Origin of the sequence: Buttiauxella noackiae ATCC 51607 (assembly GCF_001654865.1) — a bacterium.
Taxonomy (GTDB): domain Bacteria; phylum Pseudomonadota; class Gammaproteobacteria; order Enterobacterales; family Enterobacteriaceae; genus Buttiauxella; species Buttiauxella noackiae.
This window is the reverse complement of record NZ_LXEO01000027.1, coordinates 43,245-60,199: the sequence shown is the minus strand read 5'-3', so window position 1 is coordinate 60,199 and position 16,955 is coordinate 43,245. Positions and strand designations below refer to the sequence as shown.

Below are 16,955 nucleotides of genomic sequence, written 5' to 3'. Positions count from 1 at the left end.
AAACCATAAAAAAAGGCCGCTATTTAGCGGCCTTTTTGCATCTCAGAAGAACTTAGTCTTGTTGAGAAGACTGAATCGCAGTCAGAGCGATGGTGTAAACGATATCGTCTACCAGTGCGCCACGAGACAGGTCGTTAACTGGTTTACGCATACCTTGCAGCATTGGCCCGATGGAGATCAGGTCTGCAGAGCGCTGTACCGCTTTATAGGTGGTGTTACCGGTGTTCAGGTCTGGGAAGATGAACACGGTAGCGCGACCTGCAACCGGTGAGTTTGGCGCTTTGGATTTAGCAACGTCAGCCATAACCGCAGCGTCGTACTGCAACGGACCGTCGATGACCAGGTCAGGACGTTTTTCTTGAGCAATACGTGTAGCTTCACGTACTTTCTCAACATCACTACCTGCACCAGAAGTACCGGTGGAGTAGGACAGCATTGCAACGCGTGGGTCGATACCGAATGCAGCAGCGGAATCAGCAGACTGAATTGCGATTTCTGCCAGTTGCTCAGCAGTTGGATCCGGATTGATCGCGCAGTCGCCGTAAACATAAACTTGTTCAGGCAGCAGCATGAAGAACACAGAAGAAACCAAAGAGCTGCCTGGTGCAGTTTTGATCAGCTGCAATGGTGGACGAATGGTGTTCGCGGTGGTGTGAACAGCACCGGAAACCAGACCGTCAACTTCGTCTTGCTCAAGCATCAACGTACCCAGCACAACGTTGTCTTCCAGTTGCTCACGCGCAACGGCTTCGGTCATGCCTTTGCTCTTACGCAGCTCAACCAGACGTGCAACGTAGCTCTCGCGAACCACTTCTGGGTCAACGATTTCGATGCCAGCGCTCAGCTCAACGCCTTGTGCAGCAGCAACACGGGTGATTTCATCCGGGTTACCCAACAGTACGCAAGTTGCGATACCGCGTTCAGCACAGATAGATGCCGCTTTCACGGTACGTGGCTCTTCGCCTTCTGGCAGAACAACACGTTTGCCGGCTTTACGTGCCAGCTCAGTAAGCTGATAACGGAATGCTGGAGGAGACAGGCGACGGCTGCGCTCAGAAGTTGCAGTCAGGGACTCGATCCAGTTTGCATCGATGTGGCTTGCCACATATTCCTGCACTTTCTCGATACGCTGATGGTCGTCAGTTGGGACTTCCAAGTTAAAGCTTTGTAGGCTCAGGGAAGTCTGCCAGGTGTTAGTGTCAACCATGAACAGTGGCAGACCGGTGGCGAACGCACGCTCACACAGTTTGCTCACTCGTGGGTCCATTTCGTAACCGCCGGTCAGCAGAACTGCACCGATGTCCACACCATTCATTGCAGCCAGACACGCTGCAACCAGCACGTCCGGACGGTCTGCAGAAGTCACCAGCAAAGAACCTGGACGGAAGTGTTCCAGCATGTGCGGAATGCTGCGCGCACAGAAGGTCACAGACTTCACGCGACGAGTTTTGATGTCGCCTTCGTTGATGATGGTTGCGTTCAGGTGACGCGCCATATCAATTGCACGAGTGGCGATCAGATCGAAACTCCATGGCACACAGCCCAGAACTGGCAGCGGGCTGTCAGCGAACAGTGCTTTAGGATCGATATTAGCGATGCTCGCTTTAGTGGAGTCATCAAAAATCTCGGACAGGTCTGGACGAGTACGGCCCTGCTCATCAACTGGGGCGTTCAGTTTGTTAATGATTACGCCAGTGATGTTGGTGTTCTTGCTGCCGCCGAAGCTGCTACGTGCCAGCTCGATACGTTCTTTCATCTGCTCTGGGGAGTTGTTGCCCAGGGACATAACGAAGACGATTTCAGCATTCAGTGTTTTTGCGATTTCGTAGTTCAGAGACTGCGCAAACTGGTGCTTGCGAGTAGGAACCAGACCTTCAACCAGAATCACTTCAGCATCTTTGCTGCTTGCGTGGAAGTTGGCGATGATCTCTTCCATCAGCACGTCTTGTTGGTTGCTCGACAGCAGCGACTCAACGTGGTTCATGTGCAGTGGTTCAGCCGTTGGGATGCTGGAGTTAGCACGCACAATGCTGGTGGTTTGATCTGGAGTATCGTCACCGGTACGCGGTTGGGCGATAGGTTTGAAAACGCTAAGGCGAACGCCTTTTTGTTCCATAGCACGGATAACACCAAGGCTGACGCTAGTCAGGCCGACGCTGGTTCCGGTAGGGATCAACATAATAGTACGGGACACGGTATAACCTCTTTGTTGCACAAGCAGGGCTTGTGAGACTCAGAAAACAACACCGCCAGCGAAGGCTGGCGGTAAGGAGAATCAAGCGGTCAGGCGAGATGCATCCTGAGCGATAACCAGTTCTTCGTTGGTCGGAATGACCATCGCAGGAACGGTACCCTCTTTGTTGATGTAGCCTGATTTGCCGAAACGAGCAGCCAGGTTGCGTTCGTGGTCAACTTCAAAGCCCAGAACACCCAGTTTGCCCAGAGACAGTTCACGTACCATTGCAGCGTTTTCACCGATACCACCAGTGAACACAACGCCGTCCAGACGACCGTCCATCAGTGCAGTGTAAGAACCGATGTACTTCGCCAGACGATGGCAGAACACATCCATTGCACGTTTAGCATCTTCTTTAGTAGCGTAGTTGTCTTCAACATAACGGCAGTCGCTGGTGACTTCAGTCAGACCCAACAGGCCAGACTCTTTAGTCAGCATTTTGTTGATGTCGTCAACGCTCATGCCCAGGGAGTCATGCAGGTGGAAGATGATAGCTGGATCGATGTCACCAGAACGGGTGCCCATGACCAGGCCTTCCAGCGGAGTCAGGCCCATAGAGGTGTCAACACATTTGCCGTTACGGATTGCAGAAACAGAACCGCCATTGCCCAGGTGGCAAGTGATGATGTTCACTTCTTCCACTGGCTTGTTCAGCATTTTCGCGGCTTCTTGAGTCACATAGAAGTGGCTGGTGCCGTGTGCGCCGTAGCGACGAACGCCGTGCTCTTTGTACAGTTTGTACGGCAGAGCATAAAGATAAGATTCTTCTGGCATGGTCTGATGGAAAGCGGTGTCAAACACAGCTACGTTTTTGTCAGCCAGTTTAGGGAAGGATTTTAGTGCTTCCGCGATACCGATCAGGTGCGCTGGGTTATGCAGCGGTGCAAAAGATGCGGTATCTTTGATACCCTGAATCACGGTCTCGTCGATAACGACGGAGCTGGTGTACTTCTCGCCGCCGTGAACAACACGGTGGCCGATAGCAGTCAGCTGCTCGGACAATTCAGGTTTTTGTGCCAGAATGGTATTAACCATAAAGTTAAGAGCTTCGCTGTGAGCGGCGCCTGCACCCAAAGCCGCTTCTTGTTTACCGCCATCCATTTTCCACTTGATACGTGCTTCAGGAAGATGGAAACATTCGGCTAAACCAGAAAGGTATTCGTCACCGTTTACTGCATCAATGATTGCAAATTTCAGTGAAGAGCTACCGCAGTTCAGAACCAGTACTAACTTACTCGACATGGAAGTACCTACTATTAATATGTGGCTAAAAAAACGTCAGTTAGTCTCTCAGCGTAGCGCATGATGAGACAGACATTTATGATTAACGTCATGCCAGAAGCGTTTTTTTGGCATGACGAATAAATACTCTAGAGTTTACGCCATGTTGCGCGTTTTTTCGGCAACGGCTGACTGAGCAAAAAATTGACAACCTGCGGTTTCCCTTCTACGGCCATCAAGGCCGGCACAGGATACCCGATTGCAGCAGCTAAAGACAAAAGATTTTGAACCATGTAATTTAGAGTTGTTGTTTTGCACAAAAATTTTATTTTTTATATGTGAAGTTGAGGTAAAGCCATGTCGACACCCCTAAATAGCCACGCCAGCTGGTTTAGCATGTTCAGCCGTGGGCAACACTATTCTAAGACCTGGCCTGTCGATAAACGCCTCGCGCCAGTCTTTATAGAAAATCGTGTTATCCGAGCTACACGTTTTGCCATCCGCTTTATGCCACCACTTGCTGTGTTTACGCTCACCTGGCAGATTGCCCTTGGCGGCCAACTTGGCCCAGCGGTCGCAACCGCGTTATTCGCCTGTAGCTTACCAATGCAAGGTTTATGGTGGCTGGGTAAGCGCTCAGTTACGCCACTGCCGCCGACCATTTTGAGTTGGTTCTACGAAGTGCGTGGCAAATTACAGGAAGCAGGGCAGGCGCTAACACCGATTGAAGGTAAGCCAGACTACCAGGCGCTAGCTGAAGTACTGAAACGTGCGTTTAAGCAGTTGGATAAAACTTTTCTCGATGATTTGTAAAATCCCTGCCGTTACGCATATATAGAAGGATATTTTTTCGCAGGAGTGATTCTGCGCAACAGGAGCTAAGAAATGGAAATGACTAACGCCCAGCGTCTGATTTTATCTAATCAGTACAAAATGATGACCATGCTCGATCCAGACAACGCCGAGCGTTATCGTCGCCTGCAAACGATCATTGAGCGCGGTTACGGCCTGCAAATGCGCGAACTGGATCGTGAGTTCGGTGAGTTGACGGAAGAAACTTGCCGCACTGTCATCGACATTATGGAAATGTACCACGCGCTGCACGTCTCCTGGACGAACCTAAAGGATAACCAGGAAATTGACGAGCGCCGTGTCACATTCCTCGGCTTCGATGCGGCAACTGAAGCCCGGTTCCTGGGATATGTACGGTTCATGGTGAATATTGAAGGCCGTTACGCGCATTTTGACGCGGGCACTCATGGCTTTAACGCGCAGACCCCAATGTGGGAAAAATATCAGCGTATGCTGAAAGTGTGGCAGTCCTGCCCACGTCAGTATCATTTAAGTGTGAACGAGATCGCGCAGATTATTAATGCCTGAGGGGAGACGCGTCGTGAAGTGCAAAGGTTTCTTGTTTGATTTGGATGGGACTTTGGTTGACTCCCTGCCAGCTGTCGAGCGTGCATGGATTAACTGGGCTAAGCGTTTCGATATTTCCCCGCAAGAAGTACTCGGTTTTATTCATGGTAAGCAGGCGATAACGTCGCTGCGTCATTTTATGGCGGGTGCGTCTGAAGAGGATATCCAACAGGAGTTTTTGCGCCTTGAGAAAATCGAGTCTGAAGACACCGACGGTATTGTGGCATTGCCAGGGGCTGTGGAGTTGTTAACTCATCTGAACGAAGCGGGTATTCCATGGGCTATCGTGACCTCTGGTTCATTACCTGTGGCTTCAGCTCGTCGTGCAGCAGGCGGATTGCCAGAGCCTGAAGTGCTTGTTACTGCTGAACGTGTTGCCCGAGGGAAACCTGAACCGGATGCTTACTTACTTGGTGCGCAATTATTGGGTTTCGAGCCTGAGGAATGCGTGGTTGTGGAAGATGCGCCTGCGGGTGTGCTTTCTGGCCTTGCTGCGGGCTGCCATGTTATCGCGGTCAATGCTCCGGCCGATACGCCACGGCTTGAGCACGTCGACTATGCTCTGTATTCGTTGACTGAGCTTCTGGTTCAGAAGCTGCCAGATGGTACAGTTGAAGTACTGAGAAAACACTAAACACATGATTTAGCCCCGCGATAGTGGGGCTTTTTTATGGCATGATTTTATACCCATCATCCTTCAAGCTGCACGGGTGCTAGCTGCAACTTGAGTACTAACGGGTATAACCCTGAGACAACTGCATAAGGATTTGTTTTGAACTCAGAACTCATTTGGGTTTTATCACTATTAGCGATTGCGGTGGTGTTATTCGCCACTGGAAAAGTGCGTATGGATGCAGTCGCTTTATTTGTCATTATTGCTTTTGTCCTCAGTGGCACACTCACTCTCAGCGAAGCCTTTTCTGGCTTTAGCGATCCCAACGTTATCCTCATTGCTGCACTCTTCATTATTGGTGACGGTCTTGTGCGCACCGGTGTTGCCACAAAAATGGGTTCCTGGCTGGTGGATGTTGCAGGCAGCAGTGAAACCAAAATGCTGGTTTTACTGATGCTCACCGTTGCGGGGCTTGGCGCATTTATGAGTTCAACGGGTGTGGTCGCAATATTTATACCCGTGGTACTCAGTGTTTCAATGCGTATGAAAACGTCGCCATCGCGCCTAATGATGCCGCTCAGTTTTGCCGGGTTGATTAGCGGCATGATGACGCTGGTCGCAACACCACCCAATCTGGTCGTAAATAGTGAATTGCTGCGCGAAGGGTTGCAGGGGTTCCATTTCTTTAGCGTAACCCCAATCGGCCTGGTGATTTTGTTGCTGGGTATTGGTTACATGCTGATTGCGCGCTTTGCACTAAAAGGGCAGAACAAAGACGTTGGCAAGCAAGATTGGCGTCGTCGTACTTTTCGTGACCTGATTAAAGATTATCGTCTGACCGGCCGTGCGCGTCGCCTCGCAATCCGTCCGGGTTCACCGATGGTGGGCCGACGTTTAGATGATTTAAAACTGCGTGAGCGTTATGGTGCCAACGTCATCGGCCTTGAGCGCTGGCGCAAATTCCGCCGGGTTATCGTTAATGTCACTGGCGTTACTGAATTTCGCGCACGCGACGTCCTGTTGATTGATATGTCTGCTTCTGAAGTCGATCTGCGTGAGTTTTGTAGCGAGCAGATGCTTGAGCCAATGATTCTGCGCGGCGAATATTTCTCGGACCAGGCGCTGGACGTAGGTATGGCCGAAGTTTCGTTGATCCCCGAGTCCGAGCTGATAGGGCAGACATTGCGCGAGATAGGCTTTCGTACCCGCTACGGCCTAAATGTTGTTGGGCTGCGTCGTAATGGCGAGGCGATGGAAGGGCTGTTGGTCGATGAGGCTCTACAGCTTGGCGATATTTTACTGGTTGTTGGTGACTGGAAACTGATTAGTCAGTTGCAGCAAAAAGGCCGCGATTTCCTGGTACTCAATTTGCCAGTGGAAGAAGGGGAAGCCTCTCCTGCACATAGTCAGGCACCACATGCGATCTTCTGTCTGGCATTGATGGTTGCCTTGATGCTGACCGATGAGATTCCTAACCCAATCGCTGCGATTATTGCCTGTTTGCTAATGGGGAAATTCCGTTGTATCGACATGGAAAGCGCCTATAAAGCGGTGCACTGGCCAAGCATTATCTTGATTGTTGGCATGATGCCGTTTGCTCTTGCGCTCCAAAAAACGGGTGGTGTGGATTTGATTGTAAACGGGTTAATGAACCTGGGTGGCGGCTATGGCCCACACATGATGTTGATTTGCCTGTTCGTGATGTGTGCCGCGATTGGCTTGTTTATTTCAAATACGGCGACTGCGGTGTTAATGGCGCCTATTGCGTTGGCTGCGGCAAAATCGATGGGCGTTTCCCCTTATCCCTTTGCAATGATCGTTGCACTTGCCGCCTCTGCTGCCTTTATGACACCGGTATCATCGCCGGTTAATACGCTGGTTCTGGGGCCTGGAAATTATAAGTTCAGCGATTTTGTGAAGATGGGTGTGCCGTTTACCGTGATTGTGATGGTGGTTAGTGTAGTGATGGTGCCGATGTTGTTTCCGTTTTAGTGTTTAAATGTTGGATGGCGCTTCGCTTATCCGACCTACGAAAGACGATGTAGGATGGATAAGCGAAGCGCCATTCGCCAGATTAAAGCGGAGAATCCTGGCTAATCTCGTCGAGCGACAGTTGAAAACTCGGCACAAACACAGTCATGAAATAGTCCATTTCTTCGCTATGGCGGTCTGCCAGCGTTTTCTCTAAACGGCCTTTCGCCAGTAAAAACTCATTGTTCCCAGCAGAAAGTTCTTCCAGGCATTTCAGATAGGCGCACAACGCATCCGCCTGTTTAACAATGGCCCTTTCTTCATCGCTGCTTTGATGTTCATCAATAAGCGGCGCCCAGATATCACGCAAATCTTCCGGCACCATGTCGATGAGTTTTTGCTGCGCGATCTTCTCAATGGCTTTGTATTCGTGAGCAATTTGCGAATTGAAGTATTTCACTGGGGTGGGCAAATCCCCGGTCAACACCTCACTGGCATCGTGATACATCGCAAGCAGAGCGACATGTTCGGCATTAATTTGCCCGTTAAATTTACGATTCTTAATCACGGCCAATGCATGCGCGACCATTGCAACTTGCAGGCTATGCTCCGAAACATTTTCGGTACGCACATTACGCATCAGCGGCCAACGATTGATTAATTTCAGGCGTGAAAGGTGGGCAAAGAAATGGCTTTGGCTCATAGATACACTCAGTACGTAAGCAAAGAAAACCATTGTGCGGGGAGTTGGGGGAAGATGCAAACATCTCCCCCGTGAGAATTATTGGTGGTAATGACCGAGGAAACGACCAAATTTATTGATAGCCATTTCCAGCTCATCTACGCGCGGTAAGGTCACGATACGTACGTGATCAGGCCACGGCCAGTTAAATGCTGTTCCTTGAACCAAAAGCACTTTTTCTTGCAATAAGAAATCCAGCACCATTTTTTGGTCATCGTGGATGTTAAAACGTTTTGCATCGATTTTCGGGAACATATAGAGCGCGCCCTGAGGTTTCACACATGAAACACCCGGAATATCGTTAATCAACTCCCACGCGCGGTTACGCTGTTCATACAGACGCCCGCCTGGTGCTATAAATTCACTGATACTCTGATAGCCGCCAAGTGCAGTCTGAATCGCATGCTGAGCAGGTACGTTTGCGCATAAACGCATTGACGCAAGCATCTCCAGCCCTTCGATATAACCTTTAGCATGCTTCTTCGGCCCATTAAGAACCATCCAGCCCTGACGGAACCCGGCAACACGATAAGTTTTGGACAGACCATTAAAGGTAACTGTCAGCAGATCTGGAGCCAGTGCCGCAATTGAATGGTGTTGTGCCGCGTCGTACAGAATTTTGTCGTAGATTTCATCAGCAAAAATAATCAAATTATGCTGACGCGCAATTTCTACAACTTCCAGCAACAACTCTTTAGAGTAAACCGCACCGGTTGGGTTGTTCGGGTTAATAATCACGATGCCGCGAGTACGTGGTGTGATTTTAGCGCGAATATCGTCAAGGTCCGGGAACCAGCCTGCCGACTCATCACACAAATAGTGAACAGCTTTACCACTTGAAAGCGAAACTGCCGCAGTCCACAGAGGGTAATCAGGGGCTGGTACTAGCATCTCATCGCCACTGTTCAGTAATGCTTGCATCGATTGAACAATCAGCTCAGAAACACCGTTGCCGATGTAAATATCTTCAACTGTCACGTCCCGCATTTCACGAGCCTGATAATGCTGCATGATGGCTTTACGTGCGGAGTAGAGTCCTTTCGAGTCGCAGTAACCCTGAGCAGTAGGCATATTACGAATCACATCGACAAGAATTTCATCCGGGGCATCAAAGCCAAATGGCGCGGGGTTGCCAATATTCAGCTTAAGGACTTTATTCCCTTCTTCTTCAAGGCGTTTCGCCTCTTTAAGTACTGGGCCACGAATGTCATAACAGACGTTATCAAGTTTGCTGGATTTTTCGATAGGGGACATGAACCTGACCTTAAATGTTAACGCCGCTTCCTGCCGTGGAAGCGACCAGGCAACAAATGTACTCCTGCCACGTCCAGATTTGAAGGCAGTCTGAGCGCCAGACAGTAATTTATCTTTCAATTTAGGACTAAGCAGAAAAACCAATTGAATAGCTAATGATTGGTATAAAGTTTCGATTATTTGATTTAATTCAGACAAAAATATAAATAATTAACCATTTTGCAATTCCATTAACTGCTATGGTGGTTGTGTTGTAGTGGGTAATGCTGAGTGAATTGAGAATTAATTTGAGTGATAGTTAAGGGAAATTGAATGTTTATGCTTGAGTTTAAAAGAAGCTCGCTAATGTGAGTTAATAATATGTATATAAAAATAACTGTGAGTGTCATTAATATAACTGAAGAATAGAGTTAAGTTACTTCTCTTTTGCCTTGTATCGCTTCAGGGATTTTTATGAATAACCCGCTGAAGTGTTAAATGAAAAAGGAGAATGAGATCAGATAATTCGCAACAAAACTTATGGAGTGGCATGATTTGCGGTAAGATATGCCATTGAAAATGACGAGTGTCGTTTTTTGGACATTATGAAACTCTATGTTTTACTGCGGGTTAGTATATAACCATTGTACTTTGGTAATTGTCCGTACTGCAAAAATGGCATAGAGAAAACTTTCATCGCACTTACCCTCGTAACCACAAAAAGTTGAATAAATAAAACTCAGTGCTGAAGCAGGCTTACAATAATTACTCAGTTTTAATTTAAGTGACTAGAACAATAAGACGAATGTTTGTATGTTGGTTATGGCGGTATAATATTCCTGGAATATGTGAACTACATTATTGGTTCGTATACACAGGGATGCATGAAAAATAAAAAATCAGAACGACTGTCAGGATGACGGTTTGGTCCCTCGGGAGACGTTCTGTAAAAGGGAATTGCTTTATCTTTTTGATAAATCACAGCAATAAAACTAAGGCAGACTCGTAAGAGCAACCTACTAGTGAAAAAATTATGATTAACGCAAATCGTCCGATACTAAATCTCGACCTCGATCTGCTAAGGACCTTTGTTGCCGTAGCGGATTTGAATACTTTTGCTGCGGCGGCAGTTGCGGTTTGCCGTACGCAATCGGCTGTAAGCCAGCAGATGCAGCGTCTTGAACAGTTAGTAGGAAAAGAGCTCTTTGCCCGACATGGTCGAAATAAATTGCTGACCGAACATGGCATTCAGCTTCTGGGTTATGCACGAAAAATTCTGCGTTTTAATGATGAAGCATGTACATCACTAATGTTTAGCAATTTGCAGGGTGTGCTCACGATTGGTGCATCTGATGAAACAGCCGATACCATTCTGCCATTCCTGCTTAACCGAATAAGCTCGGTTTACCCAAAGCTGGCGTTGGATGTGCGAGTTAAACGTAATCCATTTATGGTTGAAATGCTTAATCAGCAGGAAGTTGATTTGGTTGTCACCACATCAAAACCCGCGCATTTTGAATCCATTGTGTTACGTACTTCGCCAACTTTATGGTATTGCGCATCGGATTACGTTTTCCAGAAAGGTGAAACCGTACCTTTAGTCATGCTCGACGATCCGAGTCCTTACCGGGATATGATGCTTGAGCATTTGAATGCAGAGCGCATTCCCTGGCGTATTGCGTATGTTGCTTCCACTCTTTCGGCAGTGCGTGCCGCAGTGAAAGCGGGCCTTGGTGTAACTGCCCGGCCTGTTGAAATGATGAGCCCTGAATTACGTGTACTGGGTAATGCTGATGGCTTACCGGTTATGCCAGATACCCAATACTTGCTCTGCCGTAATTTGCAGACCAGTAATGATTTGGCTCAGGCTATCTTTAGCGCTCTGGAATCAAACCCTAATCCATATCGTTACATGGCTTCGTCAGATGAAGATGATGACACTGTGCTCATGGAGCGTGATTTCGAGTAGCGCCTTCGGTTTGTTAGTAACAAAATATGAAATTCGAAAATAGGTCATTGAGGTCATTTTTTGGCTCAATGGCCTATTTTTTAATCATGGCAAGCTGTCATTATTACTAATTTGTAAAAACATGTTTTAAAACAATCTGCTTCACAGCGCCCTAGATACCTACCTTCTACGTACTTTCTTCGAGTCAACACTCGGTTAATTGTTAAAAAATACGCTGCAATGTTGTTGGTTTCCTGGATGGATTAACAGAAGCGTGTCTCAGATCAAGAAAATACTCCCTTCAGGGGGGATGAATAGTTGAGATTTCCTGCCAAAATAGAACGGTAGATATTTTTTTCCTCGTTAATGGACACGATTCACCTTCATTAAAATAGGGTTAATAATTCGGCATTACTGATTTTTAACGCACTAAATGTTAATGAAACTAGGTTCATGTAAATTAATGTGTGGATACTTTTGTTAAAGTTGACAAAAGGTTATAGAAAGGAGTAAAAAACCCCATCAATTTGCTGGTAAAGTTTTGATTCCAGCAGTTATTGTAAGGTTTATTGTTCCTCCCCATGAATCGATGTGGTGTTCATCTGCCAGCAAGAGCAGAGACTTTGGCGCCACTTTTGATGAGTAAGCAATGAGTATGTCAACATCCACTGAAGTTATCGCTCACCATTGGGCGTTCGCAGTCTTTCTTATTGTTGCCATAGGCCTGTGTTGCGTAATGCTTCTCGGGGCCTGGTTCCTTGGCGGGAGAGCTAAGGGCCGGCACAAAAACACTCCCTTCGAGTCAGGTATCGACTCAGTTGGTACAGCGCGCTTACGCCTTTCCGCGAAGTTTTACCTGGTTGCCATGTTCTTCGTTATCTTTGACGTGGAAGCCTTGTATCTCTATGCGTGGTCAGTTTCTATCCGTGAAAGCGGATGGGTAGGCTTCGTCGAGGCCGCAATTTTCATTTTAGTGCTACTGGCAGGCCTGGTGTATCTGGTGCGCATTGGCGCGCTTGATTGGACTCCTGCGCGTTCGCGCCGCGCCCAAATCAACCCGGAAACCGACAGTATTACTAACCGTCATACGCAGTGATAATGAGGCAATAAGATGGACTATACGCTCACCCGCATAGACCCCGACGGTGAGAACGACCGTTACCCCCTGCAAAAACAGGAGATCGTAACCGATCCCCTTGACCAAGAAATCAACCGCAGTGTGTACATGGGCAAGCTCGAACATGCTATGCACGATATGGTGAACTGGGGTCGTAAAAACTCAATCTGGCCTTATAACTTTGGCCTTTCGTGCTGCTACGTTGAGATGGTGACCTCGTTTACCGCCGTGCATGACGTTGCGCGTTTTGGTGCCGAAGTTCTGCGTGCTTCCCCGCGTCAGGCTGACCTGATGGTTATTGCAGGAACCTGCTTTACCAAAATGGCTCCCGTTATTCAGCGTCTGTATGACCAAATGCTTGAGCCAAAATGGGTTATCTCGATGGGTGCCTGTGCCAACTCAGGCGGTATGTACGACATCTATTCTGTAGTCCAAGGCGTGGATAAATTCCTGCCGGTAGATGTTTACATCCCAGGCTGTCCACCGCGCCCGGAAGCCTACATGCAGGCTCTGATGTTGCTGCAAGAATCTATTGGTAAAGAGCGTCGTCCACTGTCTTGGGTGGTTGGCGATCAAGGTGTATATCGCGCCAACATGCAATCAGAGCGCGAGCGCAAACGTGGCGAGCGTATTGCTGTCACCAACTTGCGGACACCAGACGAGATTTAATTTGCGCCTGTAGGCAGTGTGAGTTTACTTCGCATATTAATAATACTAGCGCGGAGTCACTGCTGACAGTCACCACAGTACCATTTGCAATGGTGAGAATTATGACCGATTTAACTGCGCATGATGCCAACCAGGAAGCCTGGCAAACCCGTGACCATTTAGATGATCCGGTTATTGGCGAACTGCGTAACCGTTTTGGGCCGGATGCTTTTACTGTTCAGCCAACCCGCACTGGAGTTCCGGTGGCCTGGGTTAAGCGTGAACAATTACTGGAAGTGGTCGATTTCTTAAAGAAATTACCGAAGCCCTACGTCATGTTGTTCGATTTACACGGCATGGACGAACGTCTCCGTACCCACCGCAACGGTTTACCGGCTGCGGATTTTTCCGTTTTCTACCACCTGATTTCCATCGACCGCAACCGCGATATCATGCTCAAGGTGGCGCTGTCTGAAAACGACCTGAACGTGCCAACGATAACCAAACTCTTCCCGAACGCTAACTGGTATGAGCGTGAAACCTGGGAAATGTTTGGCATCACCTTTAATGGTCACCCGCACCTGACGCGCATCATGATGCCGCCAACGTGGGAAGGCCATCCGCTGCGTAAAGATTACCCGGCGCGTGCCACCGAGTTCGATCCGTTTGAATTAACCAAACAGAAAGAAGACCTCGAGATGGAAGCGTTGACCTTCAAGCCTGAAGATTGGGGCATGAAGCGCAGCAGCGAGCATGAAGATTTCATGTTCCTGAACCTTGGTCCAAACCACCCATCCGCGCACGGTGCATTCCGTATTGTCCTGCAACTCGATGGTGAAGAAATTGTCGATTGCGTTCCGGACATCGGTTACCACCACCGTGGTGCTGAGAAGATGGGTGAGCGTCAGTCCTGGCACAGCTACATTCCGTATACCGACCGTATCGAGTACCTCGGCGGCTGCGTAAACGAAATGCCATACGTGCTGGCGGTTGAAAAGCTGGCGGGTATCAAGGTTCCTGAACGTGTTGACGTTATCCGCGTCATGCTGTCCGAACTATTCCGTATCAACAGCCACCTGCTTTACATCTCCACGTTTATTCAGGACGTGGGCGCAATGACTCCGGTGTTCTTCGCCTTTACCGACCGTCAGAAAATCTACGATCTGGTCGAAGCGATTACCGGTTTCCGTATGCACCCGGCATGGTTCCGTATCGGCGGTGTAGCACATGACTTGCCAAACGGTTGGGAACGTCTGCTCAAAGAGTTCCTCGACTGGATGCCAAAACGTCTGGATTCCTACGAGAAAGCTGCGCTGCGCAACACCATCCTGAAGGGTCGTTCTCAGGGCGTTGCGGCTTACGGTAAGAAAGAGGCGTTGGAGTGGGGCACCACGGGTGCTGGCCTGCGTGCAACCGGTATCGACTTCGATATCCGTAAAGCACGTCCTTACTCAGGTTATGAAAACTTTGACTTCGAAATTCCGGTCGGCGGTGGCATCAGTGACTGCTACACCCGCGTGATGCTGAAAGTTGAAGAACTTCGCCAGAGCTTGCGCATTCTTGATCAGTGCCTGAAAAACATGCCTGCTGGCCCGTTCAAAGCTGACCACCCGCTGACAACGCCGCCACCGAAAGAGCGCACGCTGCAACATATCGAGACCCTGATCACTCACTTCCTGCAAGTTTCGTGGGGCCCGGTTATGCCGGCTAACGAATCCTTCCAGATGATTGAGGCGACGAAAGGGATTAACAGTTACTACCTGACCAGCGACGGCAGCACTATGAGCTACCGTACCCGTATTCGCACCCCGAGCTTTGCGCACTTGCAGCAAATCCCGTCAGCGATTCGTGGCAGCCTGGTTTCTGACCTGATTGTCTATCTGGGTAGTATCGATTTTGTAATGTCTGATGTGGATCGCTAACTATGCACGATAAACAACAACCCCAGGCAGAAGCCTTTGAGCTGAGTCAATTCGAGCGTGATGCGATTGAGCAAGAAAAACATCATTACGAAGATGCTCGCGCAGCCTCTATCGAAGCGCTGAAGATTGTTCAGAAGCAGCGTGGTTGGGTGCCAGACGGCGCTATTTATGCCATCGCTGAAGTTCTGGGCATTCCAGCAAGCGACGTAGAAGGTGTTGCCACATTCTATAGCCAGATTTTCCGCCAGCCGGTAGGCCGCCACGTTATTCGCTATTGCGATAGCGTGGTTTGCCACATTACAGGTTACCAGGGCATTCAATCTGCTATTGAAGCAAAACTGAACATCAAACCGGGTCAAACCACGTTTGATGGACGCTTTACCCTGCTGCCAACCTGCTGTCTGGGTAACTGCGACAAAGGGCCGACCATGATGATTGATGAGGACACTCATAGCCATCTGACGCCGGAAGCGATCCCTGATTTGCTGGAGCAGTACAAATGAAAACCATTATTCGTACTGCCGAAACCCATCCGCTGACATGGCGGTTGCGCGATGATAAACAGCCGGTCTGGCTGGATGAATATCGCAGTAAAAACGGCTACGAAGGTGCGCGTTTGGCTCTGACTGGCCTCGCACCAGATGAAGTCGTCAACCGTGTTAAAGACGCTGGCCTGAAAGGGCGTGGCGGCGCGGGCTTCTCCACCGGGCTTAAGTGGAGCCTGATGCCGAAAGACGAGTCCATGAACATCCGTTACCTGCTATGTAACGCCGATGAAATGGAGCCGGGCACCTACAAAGACCGCCTGCTGATGGAACAGCTGCCGCACCTGCTGGTGGAAGGCATGCTGATTTCTGCATTCGCGCTGAAAGCGTATCGCGGCTACATCTTCCTGCGTGGCGAATACATCGAAGCGGCAGTGCATTTGCGCCGTGCGATTGCTGAAGCAACAGAAGCGGGCTTGCTGGGCAAAAACATTCTCGGTTCAGGTTTTGATTTTGAGCTAATCGTGCACACCGGTGCCGGGCGTTATATCTGCGGTGAAGAAACTGCGCTGATTAACTCCCTCGAAGGCCGTCGTGCGAACCCGCGTTCAAAACCACCATTCCCTGCATCAAGCGGCGTATGGGGCAAACCAACTTGCGTAAACAACGTTGAAACGCTGTGTAACGTACCTGCGATTCTGGCGAACGGCGTGGAGTGGTACCAGGGTATTTCGACCAGTAAAGATGCTGGCACCAAGCTGATGGGCTTCTCCGGTCGCGTGAAAAACCCAGGTGTCTGGGAATTACCGTTCGGCACTACCGCACGTGAAATTCTCGAAGATTACGCGGGTGGCATGCGCGATGGACTGAAATTTAAAGCCTGGCAACCGGGTGGGGCAGGGACTGACTTCCTGACCGAATCGCATCTTGATCTGCCGATGGAATTCGAAAGCATCGGCAAAGCAGGCAGCCGTTTAGGTACCGCACTGGCGATGGCCGTAGACCATGAAATTGGTATGGTTCCGCTGGTTCGTAACCTGGAAGAGTTCTTTGCCCGCGAATCTTGCGGCTGGTGTACACCGTGCCGTGATGGTTTGCCGTGGAGCGTAAAAATTCTGCGTGCGCTTGAGCGTGGCGAAGGCCAGCCAGGGGATATCGAAACACTTGAGCAACTGTGTCGATTCCTTGGTCCAGGTAAAACCTTCTGTGCGCATGCGCCAGGTGCGGTTGAACCATTGCAGAGCGCGATTAAATATTTCCGCGAAGAATTCGAAGCAGGCATTGCCAAACAAGATTTCGGTAACACCCGTGCCATTAGTGGCATTCAACCGAACTTGTTAAAAGCACGCTGGTGATATCTGCGCCGATAAAGGCGCAGGTAAGAAAAATTTTATAATTAA

Annotated in this window: 14 protein-coding genes; 10 read left to right on the top strand and 4 right to left on the bottom strand. The window is 49.2% G+C overall.

What is annotated here, in order from left to right; all coding sequences use genetic code 11:
• Window positions 1-52: 52 nt before the first annotated feature.
• Window positions 53-2,194 carry a phosphate acetyltransferase gene (gene pta, locus M979_RS11110; protein ID WP_034458824.1) on the bottom strand — a complete coding sequence of 714 codons (2,142 nt, stop codon included), beginning with the start codon at window positions 2,192-2,194 and terminating at the stop codon, window positions 53-55.
• Between the two features lie 81 nt (window positions 2,195-2,275).
• A complete protein-coding gene (gene ackA, locus M979_RS11105) occupies window positions 2,276-3,478 on the bottom strand; it encodes an acetate kinase (RefSeq protein ID WP_034458822.1) in 1,203 nt (400 codons plus the stop codon).
• Window positions 3,479-3,814: 336 nt separating this feature from the next.
• Here ackA and yfbV point away from each other — a divergent pair, with 336 nt between their 5' ends.
• The 4 genes from yfbV (at window position 3,815) to M979_RS11085 (ending at window position 7,481) form a co-directional block, all read left to right on the top strand.
• Window positions 3,815-4,270: a terminus macrodomain insulation protein YfbV gene (yfbV, locus tag M979_RS11100; RefSeq protein ID WP_034458820.1), complete on the top strand. Its 456-nt coding sequence runs from the start codon at window positions 3,815-3,817 to the stop codon at window positions 4,268-4,270.
• A gap of 72 nt (window positions 4,271-4,342) precedes the next feature.
• Entirely contained in the window at window positions 4,343-4,837 is a 495-nt protein-coding gene (locus M979_RS11095; protein ID WP_034458818.1) for a YfbU family protein, read from the top strand.
• The gene (locus M979_RS11090; RefSeq protein WP_157093236.1) at window positions 4,830-5,510 is read left to right on the top strand and encodes a sugar phosphatase; all 681 of its coding nucleotides are present in this window, start codon (window positions 4,830-4,832) and stop codon (window positions 5,508-5,510) included. The genes M979_RS11095 and M979_RS11090 overlap by 8 nt, the downstream gene beginning before the upstream one ends.
• 138 nt (window positions 5,511-5,648) lie before the next feature.
• Entirely contained in the window at window positions 5,649-7,481 is a 1,833-nt protein-coding gene (locus M979_RS11085) for an SLC13 family permease (RefSeq protein ID WP_064554962.1), read from the top strand.
• 82 nt (window positions 7,482-7,563) lie between these two features.
• Here the strand turns inward: M979_RS11085 and yfbR are convergent, their stop codons facing one another.
• Together yfbR and alaA are read right to left on the bottom strand one after the other, a co-directional pair.
• Window positions 7,564-8,163 carry a 5'-deoxynucleotidase gene (gene yfbR / locus M979_RS11080; RefSeq protein WP_064554961.1) on the bottom strand — a complete coding sequence of 200 codons (600 nt, stop codon included), beginning with the start codon at window positions 8,161-8,163 and terminating at the stop codon, window positions 7,564-7,566.
• Window positions 8,164-8,241: 78 nt separating this feature from the next.
• On the bottom strand, window positions 8,242-9,456 hold the full coding sequence (alaA, locus tag M979_RS11075) for an alanine transaminase AlaA (protein ID WP_064554960.1): 1,215 nt from the start codon (window positions 9,454-9,456) through the stop codon (window positions 8,242-8,244).
• A 1,012-nt stretch (window positions 9,457-10,468) separates the two neighbouring features.
• Here alaA and lrhA point away from each other — a divergent pair.
• From lrhA to nuoF, 6 genes are all read left to right on the top strand, one after another.
• Window positions 10,469-11,404 carry a transcriptional regulator LrhA gene (gene lrhA / locus M979_RS11070; RefSeq protein WP_034458808.1) on the top strand — a complete coding sequence of 312 codons (936 nt, stop codon included), beginning with the start codon at window positions 10,469-10,471 and terminating at the stop codon, window positions 11,402-11,404.
• A gap of 628 nt (window positions 11,405-12,032) precedes the next feature.
• Window positions 12,033-12,479 (top strand): NADH-quinone oxidoreductase subunit NuoA, encoded by a 447-nt coding sequence (gene nuoA / locus M979_RS11065; RefSeq protein WP_034458806.1) that lies wholly within the window; start codon window positions 12,033-12,035, stop codon window positions 12,477-12,479.
• 15 nt (window positions 12,480-12,494) lie between these two features.
• The gene (gene nuoB, locus M979_RS11060; RefSeq protein WP_034458804.1) at window positions 12,495-13,169 is read left to right on the top strand and encodes an NADH-quinone oxidoreductase subunit NuoB; all 675 of its coding nucleotides are present in this window, start codon (window positions 12,495-12,497) and stop codon (window positions 13,167-13,169) included.
• 89 nt (window positions 13,170-13,258) lie between these two features.
• Window positions 13,259-15,070 carry an NADH-quinone oxidoreductase subunit C/D gene (gene nuoC / locus M979_RS11055; RefSeq protein WP_157093235.1) on the top strand — a complete coding sequence of 604 codons (1,812 nt, stop codon included), beginning with the start codon at window positions 13,259-13,261 and terminating at the stop codon, window positions 15,068-15,070.
• Between the two features lie 2 nt (window positions 15,071-15,072).
• Window positions 15,073-15,573, top strand: coding sequence for an NADH-quinone oxidoreductase subunit NuoE (gene nuoE, locus M979_RS11050; RefSeq protein ID WP_034458801.1), 501 nt, complete (start codon window positions 15,073-15,075; stop codon window positions 15,571-15,573).
• Window positions 15,570-16,910, top strand: a complete 1,341-nt coding sequence (gene nuoF, locus M979_RS11045; RefSeq protein ID WP_034458799.1) for an NADH-quinone oxidoreductase subunit NuoF — start codon at window positions 15,570-15,572, stop codon at window positions 16,908-16,910. The genes nuoE and nuoF overlap by 4 nt, the downstream gene beginning before the upstream one ends.
• Window positions 16,911-16,955: the final 45 nt, after the last annotated feature.